The organism is Alteromonas lipotrueiana (assembly GCF_019249245.1).
Classification (GTDB): domain Bacteria; phylum Pseudomonadota; class Gammaproteobacteria; order Enterobacterales; family Alteromonadaceae; genus Alteromonas; species Alteromonas lipotrueiana.
Genome location: NZ_JAESDK010000002.1, coordinates 1 through 17,971 on the forward strand (window position 1 = coordinate 1; position 17,971 = coordinate 17,971).

The following is a 17,971-nucleotide window of genomic DNA, read 5'->3' on the forward strand; positions in this document are numbered from 1 at the left end:
TACGGCTTCGTACAGCGCGATAAATTGCGCGGTGGAAAGCTCTACAAGCAGTTACGACATGGCCACCGTAAATACCGCAAAGGCAGCTACGCGAAGCGCGTTATTATTCCGAATCGTGTGGGTATTGAGTACCGCCCCAACATCGTTGAAAAGAAAAAACGCTTTGGTGATTGGGAAGTGGACACCGTGTTGGGCAAGCAAGGTACAGGTGCCATCGTGAGCCTGGTTGAACGCCAAAGCAAAATGTATCTGATACGCAAAGTGCCTGCTAAAAGCGCTGCTCATGTAGCTCAGGCGATGGTTGGCATGTTATGGCGCTACCGCCGCCATGTCCGTACAATTACAGCGGATAACGGCAGTGAATTCTGCGACCATGAGCTGGTAGCAGACAAGCTGAAAACCGATATCTATTTCGCCAATCCATATTCGTCGTGGGAACGTGGATTAAATGAAAACTTCAACGGGTTGCTACGACAGTACATCCGCAAAGGGACAGATTTACGAACAGTTACAGACAAGCAAATTGCTGACGTTGAGCGCGCGCTGAACGCGAGGCCAAGAAAGTGTCTGGGCTTTAAACAACCTGCTGTAGTCTTCAAGCAGTTACGAGACGCGGCTTAATTTAGCGAGTGGTGCACTTCGGGGTTGAATTCGCGCGTCACAACTGACATCAATGATCAAACAACCCGGTTTTAGACACGCTTTTTCTTGTTCGGTGACAAAGTCTATAGGGTTGTTGGGGTCTTGATAAATACCATTGATAATGAGCCCCGATTCGCTGATTAAATCAGACAATGGCCTTTCGGTACCGTCATGTTCAACCACCATCATCCTTGCTTGATTGGCGGCGCCCGCTTTTAACCAAACATAGTGACAATCAAGGATCTCTTCACGAACCTCGTGATCGGGACGCTGAATGCAGATAGTAATATCGCGAAAGCCGTGCGCTTTGAGTGCATAAATAGCCCCACGACTAACCGCCCCAAAACTGAAGATAATCGCTTTACGTTGATTACCATAATGACCGTCTATGCCCTTAAGCTGGAGCGCATGGATCACACCGCAATATCCCGCCATTTCATTGTTTTTATAGAAGGTGTGGCGCCCGACCTGGCCTTGGGGGCCCCAGACATACATATCTTCAAAAGCGATTAAAGTCTGTTTTCTGTCAATGGCAATTTGAGTGACTTCTCGTTGTTGAGTACAATGAGGATAACCCCACAGCACGCCACCGGTCCGCAATTGTTCAAAGTCGGCAAGGACTGGCTTGGCGATAATAACGGTGTTCATGGTTTCTAACAGCTCGTCTCTTGATGCTAATCCTCCCACCTTAGGAGCAAGTTCAGCATCATCAATACCAAAGCGTTCGCCATAGCCTGTTTCAAAAATGAGTTGCTTACATATTTTTTCAGGGATCCTCGATAAATGTTCCGGATGTATCGGAACACGCCGTTCATCTTCCTTTTTAGAGCTGCCAATAACGCCTAGTGAAGTCATATTCATGGTATTGCCTTGTGCTTGAGCGTTTGAACCAACAGGGGTTGGCAATCCTTACTACAAGCGAGAATGAAATGTGAAGATAATTTGGTGTGGAGAATAGGTTTAAATTATAAATGCGATAAGACTGGAGCTTGTGAATCTAAAGCCAGAAAATTAATGCGTCTTAAGCCAGGCCGTGTGTGTAACACAGTAGGCGTTTTATAGCTGAATATTAACAGCCAGAGCTTTAAATTAAATCCCTGGGATCAACGGTTACCGTCGGGATAATAGTCTTTAAGGCCCGAATCCAGATAATAGGTGCCCCGTTGTTTGCCCCCAAATTAGAAACTGAAGAGATGAAGCAATGTTCCAATTCGTGCTAGTGGGCAGCATAGGGAGTGAGTTATATGTGCATGTTGAATGAAGAGCCTGAATGAATAGCCCGAATGAATAGCCCATAGCAGGCAACGGGTTAAATTTTTTGTGGGAATACTTAATCTGCTTAAGTTAACCTTTATTCGCGCCGGTACCGACCAAAATAAATAGCCCCCCGTTAGTGCATGTGTTGTCGCGGACGTTTTTACTGAGCGGGTCAGATGTTCCACAGTTAAGATTTAATCTGTCGACGACTTTAATTTGCGGTTTAACGGTTCAGAAGGTTTAAAATCGTGGTAAGCGTATTTGTGTAGCCTCTGCGTTTTGCTCAATCCTTTTCTGCAAAGCTGCGCTTTCGCAATTTACTTCGGCAGGTAGTGACATAAACTCCTGGGCCATGAAAGGTATCGGGTGATTAACGTCAGCGCTATACTGCAAATCAAACCGGTAAGTAATCCTGCGAAATGTCCTGTAGAAGCGGCGTTTTGGGTCAAAAATTCGCTATATATGAATCCGGTCATCAAGACGATAGCTAAAGAAATGCAAAAGCCTTTGGGAAGGACAGGGCGGTGAAAGCAATTCGCGCCGATAAGAAATCCGTAAAGTCCGTAAACGCCAAATGAAAACCCTGCACAGCTTTGAAGCTCCTGTGCTCCCAACGCGTATTGAAAATAAGTCCCAGCGACATTCGCGGCTAAAAATACCAGAATGCTAGCAGGCCCGGTGAGAGCCATAGTCAAAGTACCGATTACGACGACAAAAAACAAATTGGTTAAAAAATGCAAAGTCGAATAATGCAAATAAGCGCCTGTAGCCAAACGCCAATACTCGCCCTGAGTTATTTTGTCGTATAGCGTACCGTAGGAATAGAAAACCGCATCTTCGTTACCATAGTAAATTCCAAGGCCTATTTGCGCTAAAAATACAGACAAAGCAAGAGTTGTATAAAACAAAAAAGCGTAGCGAGACAACGAATGGCTAAATAACCAGCGGTAGAAGAACGCGCGTTCTTTAACAGCTCTTACCCTGCTCATCCCTGCTATGTACTCGTTAAGGTAAAGCGCCGACATAAACAAAAAAATAATAGCCCAGGTCAGCGCAGTGCTATTTGTTCCAAAGTAAGCGCTGCAGAATAAAAACAAAATAAAAAGTGAAAGATAGCCCAGTGTCATAAATCTGTATTTCGATTTTAGATTTCTCAGGATGGGTAAGTGGTAACAGTGTTGGTAAATGGGCGGAAGCAGTCGACGATAACGCTGAGTACTCAATAGCACAGTGTTTTGTTGAGGTTGCCAACGTCTATAAATTGAGGGGTCGATAGCTACGCTACTGGCAGTATTGCCGTTGCAGATGGGAGAGTCTTTTAACGGTAAAATGTTGTGCGATAGCCATAGCGGTTTTTTCATAACACCCATGATTCCTGGTATAAGCAGCTAAGTGAATAGCCGCAAAATTATTATCGCAATTTGTAGTCAGCTATTAATTGCGACAAAGCAAGCCCACCGGCCGCACCTATTGCAATACCACCGGTTATAATTCCTATCGGCGTAAATAGTGAACCAAACCCTACGACTGCCATAACCGCTCCGGCCCCCTCATAGCCACTAATATTAATACCTCCGCTGGTCTGTTCTATTTCACTGTAATTTAGCTCTTCCTTATCCGTATCTTCCTTTTCCTGAATGTTGTTTTTTATCGGTTCAAAGTGTTGCGCCCAGCACAGGTACATAGCCTGTGATCTAGAGATTAATGATTTCTGAATTGTTTATAAGTGTTCATCAGTACAGTTTTTGTCTCATCCGGCAAAATAATTCAGGGGGCTGCCTTGATCGGTTTTGGGTATTCGACCTGTTGTCTGGCTGGGCTTAAGCAGGTATGCAATGCAGAACAACCGGCATATAGAATAAACACGAAAAACCCACTAAATTCCCCATACCAGTAATAGGTACCGCCGAGGCAGACTTGCTATGGCCAACAATTCGTAGTGCAATTTATCTATCAACATTCGCTCTGTAAGTTTTAGATTTGAACCTGTTCCCGCAATATTTACCGGTACTGTAAAACCCGCACACTCAGCTTTGATAGCTTGCCCTTGTTGATTTTATTTATCGGGTAATTGAAAAGACTGCCCACCACTACCTTCACAAGATGTTGGTCACGCTATTGAATAAAAATATTGGTAATATAGTTATGTTATTTTGGATGCCCAATTCTTACCTCAGCTCTGTTCACGTGAATTTTTTGATAATATCGGGTAAAGTATTTTAGAATACAGTTCTTAATGTATACAGGTTGCGTTTTTCCACAAGATAATGATAGTTATAGATATTTTTAAATTGGTAATAACAATACTGCATGTTTGGTTATATATAAATAAATAGTTGGTAATGTTTAAAGGTTGACATAAATGCAGAGGACTGGTTACATAGAATTTACAGAACATTTACGTTACTTGTGATTTGGAAAGGGACTATGAAAACGCAAACACGCCAAAATAAACTCTACAAAGCCATCAAACTTGCCTATTGGAAGCCTGTACTGGCGTCCGTGTTTTGCACAACCACAGTGCTGGCCAGTGGCGCGGTGACTGCTCAGCAGCAGGATGAATCAGCACAGGCTAATCAGGAAAATACAGAAGTTATCGAAGTAAAAGGGATCAGAAGTACCATACAGGACTCGATTGATATTAAACGAGAGTCGACCACTATTGTCGATGGTATTACCGCCAGTGATATAGGCGATTTACCGGCATTGTCTATTGGAGAGGCGCTTGAAACCCTAACCGGCGCGTCGTCGCACAGAGAGCAGGGCGGAGCGACCGAAATATCTATTCGGGGTTTGGGTCCCTACTTAGGAAGTACCGTACTTAACGGGCGTGAAGCGTCTAACGGCAGTGGTGATCGTTCGGTTAACTTTTCGCAGTTTCCTTCTGAGCTGTTTAATAAAATTGCCATTTACAAAACCCAGGAAGCCAGCCTGATTGAAGGCGGCGTATCAGGGCAGATTGCATTAGAAACAGTTAAGCCGCTTGACCATGGCAAACGTAGCTTTCAGGTTGGATACAAAGCCAATTGGAATCCTGACAACTCAGATTTAGAAAACCCCGAACGGGACATAGGCTCGCGCATCACTGCCAGTTTTATCGAACAGTATGAAACCGACAAATTTGGTGAAATTGGTATTTCAGTAGGCGCTCAAAAGAAACTGGCAACAAATCCAGAGCAAGAAGCACGAACCACCAGTGGCTGGCGTGATTGTCGTTTGGACCCATCCTCAGACGCGGGTATTTATAGCTCGGGTACCTGCGATTCGGGTGACGGCGATTTAGCTTTAGAAGTTGATCCGGCTACCGGTGTCGCGCCTGATGCGAATACGCCCTTTGTCTTCGTTCCCAGCTCATATTCGTATCGACAGAATATTACCGATGATGACCGCGAGTCTTTGTTTGGTGCGGTGCAGTGGCGACCCAATGACAAGTGGGAAGTTAATATTGATGCAGAGTATTCAGACCGTGTTTTTACCGAGATGCGAAGTGATTTAGTCTTTGCCGAAAGTCGCCGTATAGATGCGCCAAATGTGGCTGCTGAAGATCATATCGCTGGCGATTTAGTGGTAACCGAGGGTGGCGCATTACGTAGCTTCACGAACGAACAGCGTATTGAGACAAACAGCCAGTACCAGGAACGTCTTGAAGAATACACCGGCGGTGGTATCAACGTTAAATACAATGTCAGCGACGTACTTCGCATATCAGCAGATTTTTCTACATCAAAAACAGAGCGTCGTGAAAATATTATTCAAACGCGTTTACAGTCAGAGCCGGTAGATATTTATGGTAATGAAGTCGCCGGCGCAAATGACGATGGCAGAGTTGAAACCCGTACGGATATTCTTCAAAATGGCGCGCTTATTCCTGCCTTCACCGTGCAAAATTTTGATGTGACGAACGCCGACCTGTTTGCTGATGCCGCGCGTACCCGGGTTGATCTTAACCAGTTCAGAAATAACAAAATTGAGGCATTCAGAACCGACTTTGATTATATTCCAGACATTGATTTTTTGCGCAGCATCAAGGGTGGGCTTCGCTACTCTCAGTTAGAATATGACAGTGTGCCTCGGGTGCGCGACGAATTTACCTTTGATGATGATGCCATAGCAGGGGCCAGCGAAGCATGTCGCAACAGCAGTTTCCCCGAATCAGGCTTTTTATCTGCGGTCTCAGGTGGTCAGCCACTTATCACTAATATTGATGCCAGCGGCAATGTCATTGACCAGGGTACAGGTAATACCTACGCCACCTTTGATGCTCTGTGCCTTGCCAGCAATTTGCTGGGCAATGACCCATCAATACCTGCGCCCCGCGATACCATCGAAAACGTAGAGGTTGAAGAAAATACCTTCGCGATATATTTACAGGCTAACTACGACACCTTCATCTCAGGCTATGGGGTAAGGGGGAATGTCGGTGTGCGTTATGTTCAAACCCAGGTCGATTCGGCGGGGTTACGCGGGGCGTTAACCGCAGTTTACGATGAAGAAGGCAGCCTTAGCGATATTGTTGAGGATGGCAGTGAGCTGACCCGAATCGAAAGCGGCAGCGACTATAGCGAGTTTCTACCCAGCTTTAATCTGGTCGTTGATTTGACCGAAGACGTCATTGTGCGTGGGGCTCTATATCGCGCCTTATCCAGACCAAGCCCCTCAGACTTAGGCTATGGACGCAGCTTTTCTGGCTTAAGTTCAGACCGCGCCAACGATTCACTAAACGATGCTGTTGGTTTGGCCATTGCCAACGGTAATCCTTCGTTAGAGCCACTGTTGTCCTGGAATGCTGACACCGCCATAGAATGGTATGCCAATGAAGATACTATTTTAGCGTTGGGCCTTTATTACAAAAGTTTTGAAGGCGGCTTTGAGAATACTTCAGCGGTAGAGACTTTTACTGTGGATGGGCAGGACATCGACACTATTGTTACCACTCAGCAAAAAGACGATGACACCAGCACTATTTATGGTGTCGAAGTGACCGCGTCACACTCGCTTAGCTACCTGGACAACTGGCTCAGTGGATTTGGGGCCAAGGTTAGTTACAACTATTCTGACTCCGATTTTGAGTTTGAAGATGCGCAGTTTGGTGCCTCCTCTGTTTTTGACGGCGAGACTGAAGTAGAGCGGGTGGGCATTGTGCCGCCAGCCAATTTGTTCGGTTTCTCAAGACATGTGCTTTCTACTCAGGTGTATTACGAAGTGGGCGGTTTTAGTGCGGCAGTGAACTACAAATATCGCAGCAAGTATTTTCAGCAGTTTATTTCTTCGCCCGGCAACCTGCGGTATGTAGGCGATACAGGGGTATTTGAAGCCCGTATGTCATACCGTATCAACGCGCATCTGAAAGTCTCACTAGAAGCCATAAACCTGTTTGATGAGCCGCGCCGTCAGTATAACCCGCAAATGGAGAACTTCTCTGAAGTGAACGTATACGGACCACGAATGTTTGCAGGTATACAGTATCGCTATTAAACCGCGATAGATCTTCGCCCCCGGTGAGGGCCGGGGCGTAAGCTTATTTTGACTTAACTTAACGCTTAATGAAATCAGGCAGGATGCGCTGTTATGTGCTGCTTAATCATCTCAATACGGAGGTTTTGCTATGACTTTACAAGATCGAGTGATAATTGTTGCCGGCGGCGGTCGAGACATAGGGGCTGCCTGCGCTTATGACCTGGCAGCTAAAGGCGCAAAGGTATTGATTACCTACCACGCCAGCGGCGAGGGGGCGAAAACAGTGGCAGCTAACATCAAACAAAATGGTGGGCAGGCTGAAGTGGTGCAGGCCGACCTGACCAACGCCGAACAGGTAGCCGATTGTGTGAAGCAAACACTAAAATACTTTAAAAAAATTGACGGGCTGGTGCATGTTGCTGGTGGTCTGATCGCAAGAAAGAAAATTACCGAAATGACTCTGGCGCACTGGCGTCACGTAATGGATGTCAATATGACATCGTTGTTTTTAATGTCACAGGCGGTCATTCCACACCTATCTGGTAAGGGCAGTATTGTGACTTTTGCCTCGCAGGCGGCCCGGGATGGCGGTGGCGGAGGGGCTATTCCTTATGCTAGCTCTAAAGGCGCTATTATGACATTTACCCGTGGGCTGGCCAAAGAGCTTGGCCCTGATGTGCGGGTAAATAGTGTGTGTCCGGGTATGATCAGCACCGGTTTTCATGACACCTTTACCCCTGATGAAGTACGTAAAAATGTGGCTCAGGCGGCGGTGCTTAAACGTGAAGGTAACGCATCAGAAGTGGCTTCGCTGGTTTCATTTTTGCTTAGTGACGAAGCGTCTTATATTACCGGTGCCAATATCGATATTAATGGCGGGCTGGTATTTTCATAACTATTACTGTTTCATAGCTGCCGGGCAGGCATGGTGCCCGGCTTTTTCTCATTGCTCATATATTATTAATTCCACAGTGTGTATATATGGCTCAAAGCTACGATCACAGTGAAATTCTTTTGGCCTGTGCAAGCGTTAAAATTGATGGCCAGCGGTTTAAAAGCCAGCCTTACTTACACTAGGCGTCAGAAGCTAAGCAAAAGGCTCATCTATCGATTTACTGGGCTGAGTAAACCAGCGCGGCCCATCTTCAGTGATATAAAAGTGGTCTTCTAGCCGAATGCCAAATTCGTTAGGTACAACAATCATCGGTTCGTTACTCAGGCACATTCCGGGGGCTAACTTATAAGGATTATCTTTTACAAGATAAGGCCATTCATGGATATCCATCCCAATACCGTGACCAGTTCGATGAGGTAAGCCAGGTAGCGTGTAGCCTGGACCTAAGGCATCAGTTTCTAAACTTGCCCGTGCGGCCGCATCAACGTCTCCACAGGTTACCCCTGAAGCCGCTTTGTTAAACGCCGCTAACTGAGCACGTTTCTCGCTTTCCCACATCGCTTTTTGTCTGGCATCAGGCGTTCCAAAACAATAAGTCCGGGTAATATCAGAAAGGTATCCATGCACTTTGCAGCCTGTATCGATAAGAACCAAATCGTCTTGTTTAAGCACCTGGGGGTCTTTAACACCATGAGGAAACGATGTGGCTTTACCAAATAGTACAATGCAAAAGTAACTTCCGGCAGCACCTACTTTTTGATGTGCCTTATTGATAAATTGCTCAACCTCGGTGGTGGTAATTCCTGCATGTAACATGCTTGCGGTAGCTTGATGTACGGCAAGGGTCATATCCATAGCGCGCTGAATAAGTTCTAGTTCGTGAGAAGATTTATGCATTCTGCAATGGGCAGTGACGTCGGCGCCATTTACTACACGTGAAGCATCGGGTAAGGCTTTGTTAAAACCATCGACAATAAAAAACTGGGTAGATTCATCTATAGCAATTTTTTGTCCGCCCACAGTATCAATCTGCTGAAGCAAGTCGGCAAAAAGCGCATAGGGATTTTCATGTTCCTGCCACCCAACAATGTTTCCGTCTATAATTTTACGCTCATTCAGCGAATCAATTTCAAAAGTGGGCGCGATATAAACAGGGTCTCCGGCAGCAGGTAAAATAGCGCCAACTAAACGTTCACTTGCGTACCATTGCATACCGGTGAAATAACGTAAATTAGTACCGGCATTCAAGTACAAAGCGCCAACGGCATTTTGCTGCATGTATTTTTGCGCTTTTTCAATGCGTGCACGGTGTTCGCTAGCCTGTATTGGTAATAGTCCGCTAGTCATATTACTCAGACTATTCAAAGCTTCTTGTTGTGTTTTTCCGCCGATACCTTTTGTCATTAACCCCCCCAGGTTTGTTGGTCTTTTTGTAAAAGGTTCACTGTACAATAAATAGCGTAAAAACCTCGACCATAAAAACGGCTTAGTTTTAAAAAAAGTACCCTTATTCCTGTTTTTATCAGATTGAATAGGTTTTCTGTTCGCGAAAAAAGGTGGGTGTCCATATTCATTCGTTTTTCGCGAAAAAAGGTGGGTGTCCATATGTGGAAGCTCGAAGCGGGATTACCCGATAGTATTGCCTGTTCAGTGGGTGTCCATATTCATTTGCTATGCGCTTACTTTCACGTTTTCTCCATCAAAGCTGGCATAGTTTCTGCCTTTTAATATTTCGACTTCACCATTTTTTCGGGTTTACAGGCAACAGCGTAGGAGATGGCTATATGAAAATGTTATTTTCATTCGATAACACTCACACCACCCCATTTAGTTCTTTTGTGCAAAAGACATCAAAACGTTCAATAGGCATGTGGGTAGGGTCGGTAAGTTTAGCGCTTGCAGTATCAGGTTGTACTGGCGACGGTGAATCCCCGCCCTCGGGGAAAGTAGCGGGTAAGGCTGAGTCAATGAAGACCGAAGTTTTAGAAGTGGGTGCCGCAACGCTTCAGACCAATGCGCCATTAGAGCCAATGAATGTGTATTTGGTCGGTTTTCATCCCATGAAAAACAACCCATCTGAACAAATGGAAGCGCATCATTTTTGTAACCAGGTGAACGAAGATTTTGCCCAATGTGCATTGTTTGATGGCAACACCCAAAATGCCAATCTCAATGGCATTGAATACATTATTTCAGAACGCATTTTTAACCAGCTTCCTGAACAAGAAAAAGCTTTCTGGCACCCGCATAACGGTGAAATATTGTCCGGGCAACTGGTTGCACCTGGTCTTCCCGAGACGGCTGAACACGAACTAATGAAAAGTAAAATGAACAGCTATGGAAAAACCTGGCATACATGGTCTACAAATCAACAAGGCGAAGGGATGTCACTTCCACTAGGCAAACCTGAACTGGCTTGGTCGTTTAACCGTGAAGGCGAGGCAAAAGCGGGTTTAGTACAACAACGCGATAAACAAATGAACATTAATACTGAAGCACGTCGTGAAGCACGTAAAGATTTAACCCCGCTTGCCAATCCCCAGGAAGGAGTTGATGCGCTTAAAGGCCAGTTTAACGGTCCTACAACGCCAATCCCTGGTGTAACCGATAAGAATTCGACGACTAACGAGTAGGTGGTTTGGATAAAAAAATAAAGCAGGAGTAATTGCAAAGAGCTGTAAAAATACCAGACAGGGAGGCTTAGGTTTTACCTTTAGCTCTTTAAATCTTGCTTCAGCCTCAACAGGCGTAGGTAGGTTAATGACTACGCCTTGCTGAGGCAGACTCGGCTGACTATGGGCCAGAATTTTTACTTATATTCGTGACCATTGGACTGGTAAGAAATATGTCGTAGCCAATCATGTAACCGTTGAGCCAGTCACAATTACTATACGCCTCGCGTCTCCAAATACATTACCTCCCGAAAATTAAGCCGCGAAGAGCTCCTGGCAACTAAAAATATTCAACGTTATGATTTTTTAAAGTGAAAATATAATTGTAGAACATTAAAGTTGGCACTCTCTAAAGCATTACGCTGAATCAATAAAATAATAAGAGGATTTCAAAAGATAACAATCCTGTATTTAGGGACAGTTTATAGCTTGGTAAGATACTGCAATAATCTAAACGCTTATCAATCTTAGCCGACGCTTTTCAGGTTGCAGCTATAGCCATTACTTTTATTTGTGAGTAGAAATATTTTTATGATTGAACTAACAGTTGCATAATTGAAGGACGTGAACGGTGGAGTCTTACCAATACTCGCCGCACATTTCCTTTTCAATGCATCAACGGTAGCCTCTGTTTATGAAGCAGCCAGGTATTCTGGAAAATAGGATAGAAAAAAGGGGGCATCCCTCCTTTTTTTGGTGTGCGTGATGTATAAAAATATTATTATAGTAGAGAGCGTTTTAGTAATTACAACTCTGCTTTTCATAGTAAGTTACCTGCATGCTGTATTTCATGGTTTTGTAAGTGTTTGGTGGATTATCCTATTGAGTAAAAATCATGTTTAGTTATTTGTTTTTGCTAATTTACATAGTGCTACTGTTATTTTTAATGGGCATGGTTTTTTCAAATAATAAAATTATTACGAAGAGAAGTAATTTAGATGGTTGGTTATTTTTTTCTATCTTATTTAATCTTCCTGGATACTATTTTTATTATATTTACTTAAATAGACGTAGGCGTTGATTTGAGTTTCAAGCTGTCTAGGTATTGGGCTATAAGCTTGAATATCAGGCTTTGATGCGCGACAGTGGCACAGTAATACTTCAGATTTTTACTGACATAAACACAGGAGAAAATATGAATATTAAAATTCACCGTATCTATAATGATGATCGGCCCCAGGGATTTTGTGTGCTTGTAGACGCAATATGGCCACGTGGTATATCTAAAGAAGACGCGAATTTAGATGATCACTGGAAAGAGCTGGCGCCTAGTGACGAGTTACGCAACTGGTTTGATCATGATGCTCAAAAGTGGGGCGAATTCAGAAAAAAATACTTATCTGAATTGAGCGAGATAAAATCTACAGTTAAAGATAAGCTGGAAAAAGTCGAACAGCGAAACCTCGTTTTACTGTTCGGGGCCAAAGATGAAACGCATAATCACGCAACGGTACTAAAGGAATATTTGCAAAAGCTAACTTGAGCTTTGTCCTTATATCGGGCGCGGGTCGGCATTAAGCAGACGAATGTCAACGAGCTATAAAACCTTGCACTTGCCAACTGCATGCAAGTACGATTCGTGCCTCAATTAAATTCAGGCTATACCTGAACGACTACCCAATCCCCACTCTTAGTTTCGTTTATTGGCTAAATTCAGCACAAATACTATTTAATTTCTTATTTTAAAAGCAGCAACTTATTCTACCGTGCATGTTTAATCTATCGTCAAGGTACCAGGTTTCTGCTCAAGCGGCGGCGGTATAGGATAAATGTAGGTGGGGTTTGTATCAACTTACCGTATTCATTTTTACCTGTAACCTAAAGCGATAATGTGGCGCCGCCAAACTTGCTGCAAATGTTACTGCCCCAAAACAAGAACAACCTATCCGCTCTAAAATCGTTCAAAAAATAACTTGCTATTGTCGATTACAGGTGTAATCTAAATATATCGACTACATTTGTAATCATAGGTTGATTTAATGAACAACTTACCCCCTAAGCCAGATATTACCGATACAGAGTTTGAAGTATTGGATGTTATCTGGGATGACTATCCGGTTACCTCCAGTGAGGTAGTGCAACGCCTGAATCAAGATAAACAATGGCACGATAAAACGGTAAAAACGCTGTTAGGACGGCTGGTAAAAAAACAGGTGTTAGGATTTGAAAAGCAACAACGACAATATCTTTATCACCCGCTTATTGCCCGAGAAGACTACAATAAAAAAGAAACCACCAATTTTGTGTCGCGTTTGTTTAACGGAAAAATTGCCCCCATGGTGGCTGGTTTTGCCAATAATAACGCATTATCCAAGCAAGACGTTAAGGAGCTAAAAGCGCTTATAGACCAGTGGGAGAAAGACAATGATTGAATGGCTTATATTGCAACAAGGGCCTTTAAGTCTGGCTTTATTGCTGCTTATTGTACTGGAGCATTTTTTCACCCCTAAACTGGGAGCGCGTTTTACCTACACATTGTGGGCTATGATCCCGTTAACGGTATTGCTGAATAATCTTCCGCAGCAAATCATTGCGTTGCCTGCAAACAGTTTTAGCCGCTATATGGTAGGGGGCAATCCTTCGCCAGAGTTGTCAGGCAGTCAGATTTTGCTGATAGGGTGGATGGCCGGGGTTGCAGTACTTAGTCTGGTTTTTATACTCCAATACTGGCAACTGAGCCATTCTGTACAAAATGCCCATCGTAACCACCAGCGATTTTATTATTCGTCGCTTGCTACCACCCCCATGCTGTTTGGATTTATAGCACCTAAAATTTTGTTACCTATCAACTTTGCAACGCTATTTTGTGCGCAGCAGCAACAACTGATTCTGGAGCATGAGAACACCCATTTGCGTCAACGCGATCCAATATGGAACGCCGTGGCACTGGCTATTATTCTGATATTTTGGTTCAACCCGCTCGTGTGGCTAGGCATACGCTCCTTCAGAATCAATCAGGAACTTGCCTGTGATAACCGGGTGTTAACCACAAAAACAGATGCCCAAAAATTTCTTTATGCTAAAGCGCTTTTGCAGTGTGCTGAGCATACATCGCGACGTCCCTCTCTTTACCCTACATTTGGAGAAAAAAGTACTATGTTTAAACGATTAAATGCAATAAAACAGCCCGTATCAGCGAGTAAAGTGGGCGGCCTTGCCGCTTTAATACTGGTCTGTGCCGTCACCGCCAATACGGCTGTGGCCACACAGCCTGAACATAAAGTCAGCAAAGCTGAAGCCAGTCATGCTGTTCCGGTAAAAAGGGTCGATCCGATTTACCCGAAAACAGCAGCAGAAAAAGGACAGGAAGGCTTTGTAGTTTTACAGTTTGATATTACCGAGTCAGGCGCTACTGATAATATTAAGGTAGTAAAGTCTGAGCCGGCAGGTGTATTTGAACAAAATGCCAAATCTGCGTTTTCGCAGTGGCAGTATAAGTCACGCATCCAGAATGGACAGGCCCAACGGCAAACGGGTCTTTTGGTTCAGCTTGATTTTAAACTTGCAGAGAATCCCGCCTTATAAAAGCAAAAAATCAGGGGCGAAAGCCCCTTTTTTTATTGTGTTATCAAACACCTTTTCGGGTTCATCATCGCTTTGAAAGACATTTAAATGACCAAAGCGTCAAATTACTAAGTATCAAACTGCAAGCTTACCGAGTTGTTAATATAGGGAAAGGAGCAATGTTGATATTACAGCTTTTTGTCATACTGGTATTTTGTCTGATTCATACCCAGGCAGGCCGTTTACGCTTTTTAGATGCCGTACCGCGAAGCCGTTGGCTGTCATTTTCAGGGGGCGTCTCGGTCGCTTATGTTTTTGTTCAGGTGTTTCCCGAGATGGCCGAGGTTCAAGAAGCGTTTTCTGGTCATAATAATTGGTTAGTGGCACTGGAGCACCAGGCGTATCTTATTGCTTTAGCCGGGCTAAGCGTATTTTACGGGTTAGAAAAACTGATCAAATCTGCTCGTCAAAACGAGCAGCAGCACCACCATAAAAAGCTTACCGTGTTTGGCGACCACCTGGGCTCGTTTGCTATTTATAATGGGTTAATTGGCTACCTGTTGGTACACCGCGAAGAACCTAGTCTCACGGGCTTGTTATTTTATGGTCTGGCTATCGGTTTGCACTTTCTGGTCAATGACTTTGGTCTGCGTGAACACCATCAGCTCCGTTATCATCAATACGGACGCTGGGTATTAGCGGCAAGTATTGTAGTGGGATGGGTAATCGGCCTGACAACCTCCATCAATGAACTGGTTATTCATAGCTTATTTGCATTTTTGGCGGGCAGTATTATTTTAAACGTGCTGAAAGAAGAATTACCAGAAGAACGAAAAAGCCGGTTTTTACCGTTTATCATAGGTGTGGCGGCGTTTGCGGGGTTGGTTTATTTACAATAAGCCGGCCAAAGCTACGCGGTATAATATTGCGTTAAAGATTTACTGTAAATTACACAAAGACTCTATAATTTTTTTACGCTCGGGTTTCGCTTTACTACAGAAAATTAACGTAAGCCTTTGATTATTAAGGCTGGCATCAGCGTTGCGTGGTCTTAAGTGAATTCATAGCAAAAGGAGAAACGAATGAAACTTTCTAATACGTTACTTTCTACAGCTATTGCGGGTGCTCTTTTTTCTGCACAGGCCGTTGCAACGAGCGATAATAACGCTTCATACAATCCGCAGCCCTCAAGTATGATTGAAAATACCTGGCTAACCTTGAGCGGTGAAATTGTAAAAACCGATTCAGACAGCTTCGTGATCAATAGCGGTGATAATAAAGTAAATGTTGAGTTTGATGATGGTGATAGCGACGGCGATGCCAGAGTCTTCGAGCAAGGCGATAGAGTTACTGTATCGGGTAAAGTCGACAAAGACCTGATTACACAAACGGCATTAGATGCCCAAAGCGTTTTTGTTCATGACAAAAATACCACCTATGTATCTAATCCAAACGATGAAATAGCATATGACCGGTTCATCACATCAGCGGTAGTACCCACCGATATGGATGATATGACACTGATTGGAACGGTATCAAAAGTAGAAAATGAGATTGTCGAGCTATCTACTTCTGGCACCACCGTTCGAATAGATACCAGCGAGCTTGATGGGCAGCCTCTTAAGGAAGAGGGTAAGTTGCACCTGCAGGAAGGCGACAGAATTAAGGTTGATGCTTCCATTCAGAGCATGTTCTTTAACGACGCTATGGTGGTTGCCAACAACGTCATTCGTATGAATGATGTGAGCGAAAGCTAGTACAGATCCCACCGCAGATTCTTTTATATATTCCTTTGTTAAAGGCCAGTTACTTTTATAGTAGCTGGCCTTTTTTATGCCTGCGTTTTTATCACCGAGCATAAAATCGTGGTAAGCAAGTAACCCGGAGCTGTGGGTTGACTTAAGCATTATTGGTGATAATTATTCAGGCTCTGCTTTTATTTTAACTATTTGAAAGTAAGGGGTGGGTCGAAAGCAATCAGGTTGAAAAATCATCGAATTCTTATTTATTGCCGTATACCTATTGATAACTGCCTGGTTAGGGGCGAATTGTATGCGCCGTTTGTTGACAGCATTGTGAAGGTTGTAACCAAATAGTCTGCCATACGTGCTGCCACCCTCAACGTTAAATACGGCGTATTAAATACCATCAGCCACTTTATCGCTAAACGAAGGCTTTGGTTTTACTGCAACATGTTTTGTATTAACTGACCCAGTCGCCCGTTACAAACGTGTTGGCAATCGTTAATAAAAGTTCATTTCAAATATCTGAATACTTTAATGTCAATAAGATAAGGAGCTGCTATGACAAAAGAATACTTAAGTTCGTTGTATCACAGTGCGGTAGATGCTTGCCGACCACAAAACTGTTTACCTCAGGCGTTTAATCGTTTTTCGCCAGGACAACGGGTGTGTATTCTTGGTGCGGGAAAAGCCGCTGCCGATATGGCTGCACAGGCGTATGAGTATTTTAAGGATAATGCGTACGGAGCAGTGGTAACTCGCTATGGTTATCACACGTCGCTACCCACCGGAAACATTGAAGTTATGCTGGCAGCGCATCCTGTGCCTGATGAAAACAGTCAGGCGGCCGCGCAGAAACTATTAGATATAGCCAGGCAAGTTCCTGAAGGTGAGCAGGTTATCTTTCTTATTTCCGGTGGTGGCTCGGCGCTAGCCTGCTTACCCGCCGAAGGTCTTACTTTAGAAGAAAAGCTGAAATTACATCGCTTTTTATTGCGAAGCGGAGCATCAATTGATGAGATGAATACCGTACGTAAACATGTTTCGGCATTTAAGGGCGGGCGGCTGGCGGCAGCTTGCAAGGGCGATCTCACTACCCTGGCTATTTCTGACGTTACCGGTGACGATGCGCAGATTATTGCCTCAGGCCCCACGGTACCCGATACCAGTACCGCTGATCAGGCGTTGCAGATACTTCAACAGTATGGCTGGCCCATGAACGACGCTATCTCGCGATACTTACAAACTTCTGAGCCCCTACCTAAAGTAGATGGTATATACGAAATTGTGGCCAACGCTCAGCTGTCTATCGACTCGGCAGAACAGATGGCAAAAGCAGATGGCTGGAATACGCGTATTATCTGTCTGGAAGAAACGGGTGAAGCTCAGGAGGTGGCCCGAAAACACGCTAAGCTTGCCTTACAATATAAGCAAAAGGGCGAATCGGTATTGCTGTTTTCAGGGGGCGAGCTAACCGTTACTCTGGGCGACAGTCAAGGGCAGGGCGGACCCAACCAAGAATACCTGATGAGTTTGTGTAAGGCCCTCGACGGCGCCGCTGGCATAAGCGCACTTGCTGCAGATACTGACGGGGTAGATGGCAGCAAAGATGTTGCGGGTGGCTATATTGACGAAACCTCGCTGACCCGGGCTCTCGACGAAAATTTAAACATTGATGCGCTGTTACAAGATCACGACAGCTATCCGTTTTTTGCGGCCCTAAACGATCATATTGATGTGGGACCTACCCGAACTAATGTGAATGATTTTCGGGTGATTATGATTAAATAGGGTGTGAAGAT

At 44.3% G+C, this 17,971-nt stretch carries 14 protein-coding genes; 10 read left to right on the plus strand and 4 right to left on the minus strand.

Features of this window, described 5'->3' with window-relative positions; genetic code table 11:
- A partial coding sequence (locus JK130_RS01755; protein ID WP_218352496.1) for an IS30 family transposase occupies positions 1 to 621 on the plus strand: 621 nt, incomplete at its 5' end.
- Here the strand turns inward: JK130_RS01755 and JK130_RS01760 are convergent.
- From JK130_RS01760 to JK130_RS01770, 3 genes are all read right to left on the minus strand, one after another.
- The gene (locus JK130_RS01760; protein WP_246587665.1) at positions 604 to 1,503 is read right to left on the minus strand and encodes a Rossmann-fold NAD(P)-binding domain-containing protein; all 900 of its coding nucleotides are present in this window, start codon (positions 1,501 to 1,503) and stop codon (positions 604 to 606) included. The genes JK130_RS01755 and JK130_RS01760 overlap by 18 nt on opposite strands.
- 713 nt (positions 1,504 to 2,216) lie before the next feature.
- The gene (locus JK130_RS01765) at positions 2,217 to 3,260 is read right to left on the minus strand and encodes a rhomboid family intramembrane serine protease (RefSeq protein ID WP_218352497.1); all 1,044 of its coding nucleotides are present in this window, start codon (positions 3,258 to 3,260) and stop codon (positions 2,217 to 2,219) included.
- Positions 3,261 to 3,310: 50 nt separating this feature from the next.
- Complete coding sequence (locus JK130_RS01770; protein WP_218352498.1) at positions 3,311 to 3,583, minus strand: hypothetical protein; 273 nt, start codon at positions 3,581 to 3,583, stop codon at positions 3,311 to 3,313.
- A 743-nt stretch (positions 3,584 to 4,326) separates the two neighbouring features.
- Here JK130_RS01770 and JK130_RS01775 point away from each other — a divergent pair.
- Entirely contained in the window at positions 4,327 to 7,374 is a 3,048-nt protein-coding gene (locus JK130_RS01775; RefSeq protein WP_218352499.1) for a TonB-dependent receptor, read from the plus strand.
- A gap of 130 nt (positions 7,375 to 7,504) precedes the next feature.
- A complete protein-coding gene (locus JK130_RS01780; RefSeq protein ID WP_218352500.1) occupies positions 7,505 to 8,251 on the plus strand; it encodes an SDR family NAD(P)-dependent oxidoreductase in 747 nt (248 codons plus the stop codon).
- A gap of 192 nt (positions 8,252 to 8,443) precedes the next feature.
- Here JK130_RS01780 and JK130_RS01785 read toward each other — a convergent pair whose 3' ends face one another.
- Entirely contained in the window at positions 8,444 to 9,655 is a 1,212-nt protein-coding gene (locus tag JK130_RS01785; RefSeq protein ID WP_218352501.1) for a M24 family metallopeptidase, read from the minus strand.
- A gap of 380 nt (positions 9,656 to 10,035) precedes the next feature.
- Between JK130_RS01785 and JK130_RS01790 the strand changes: the two genes are divergently transcribed.
- The 7 genes from JK130_RS01790 to JK130_RS01820 all read left to right on the plus strand — a co-directional run bounded on the left by JK130_RS01790 (position 10,036) and on the right by JK130_RS01820 (position 17,960).
- On the plus strand, positions 10,036 to 10,884 hold the full coding sequence (locus JK130_RS01790) for an OBAP family protein (RefSeq protein WP_218352502.1): 849 nt from the start codon (positions 10,036 to 10,038) through the stop codon (positions 10,882 to 10,884).
- A gap of 1,174 nt (positions 10,885 to 12,058) precedes the next feature.
- Entirely contained in the window at positions 12,059 to 12,406 is a 348-nt protein-coding gene (locus JK130_RS01795) for a DUF488 domain-containing protein (RefSeq protein WP_218352503.1), read from the plus strand.
- Positions 12,407 to 12,902: 496 nt separating this feature from the next.
- Positions 12,903 to 13,295 carry a BlaI/MecI/CopY family transcriptional regulator gene (locus JK130_RS01800; protein WP_218352504.1) on the plus strand — a complete coding sequence of 131 codons (393 nt, stop codon included), beginning with the start codon at positions 12,903 to 12,905 and terminating at the stop codon, positions 13,293 to 13,295.
- Positions 13,288 to 14,448, plus strand: a complete 1,161-nt coding sequence (locus JK130_RS01805) for a M56 family metallopeptidase (protein WP_218352505.1) — start codon at positions 13,288 to 13,290, stop codon at positions 14,446 to 14,448. The genes JK130_RS01800 and JK130_RS01805 overlap by 8 nt, the downstream gene beginning before the upstream one ends.
- 158 nt (positions 14,449 to 14,606) lie before the next feature.
- Positions 14,607 to 15,326, plus strand: a complete 720-nt coding sequence (locus JK130_RS01810; RefSeq protein WP_218352506.1) for a hypothetical protein — start codon at positions 14,607 to 14,609, stop codon at positions 15,324 to 15,326.
- Between the two features lie 183 nt (positions 15,327 to 15,509).
- Positions 15,510 to 16,184 (plus strand): NirD/YgiW/YdeI family stress tolerance protein, encoded by a 675-nt coding sequence (locus JK130_RS01815; RefSeq protein WP_218352507.1) that lies wholly within the window; start codon positions 15,510 to 15,512, stop codon positions 16,182 to 16,184.
- A 546-nt stretch (positions 16,185 to 16,730) separates the two neighbouring features.
- On the plus strand, positions 16,731 to 17,960 hold the full coding sequence (locus JK130_RS01820; RefSeq protein WP_218352508.1) for a glycerate kinase type-2 family protein: 1,230 nt from the start codon (positions 16,731 to 16,733) through the stop codon (positions 17,958 to 17,960).
- Positions 17,961 to 17,971: the final 11 nt, after the last annotated feature.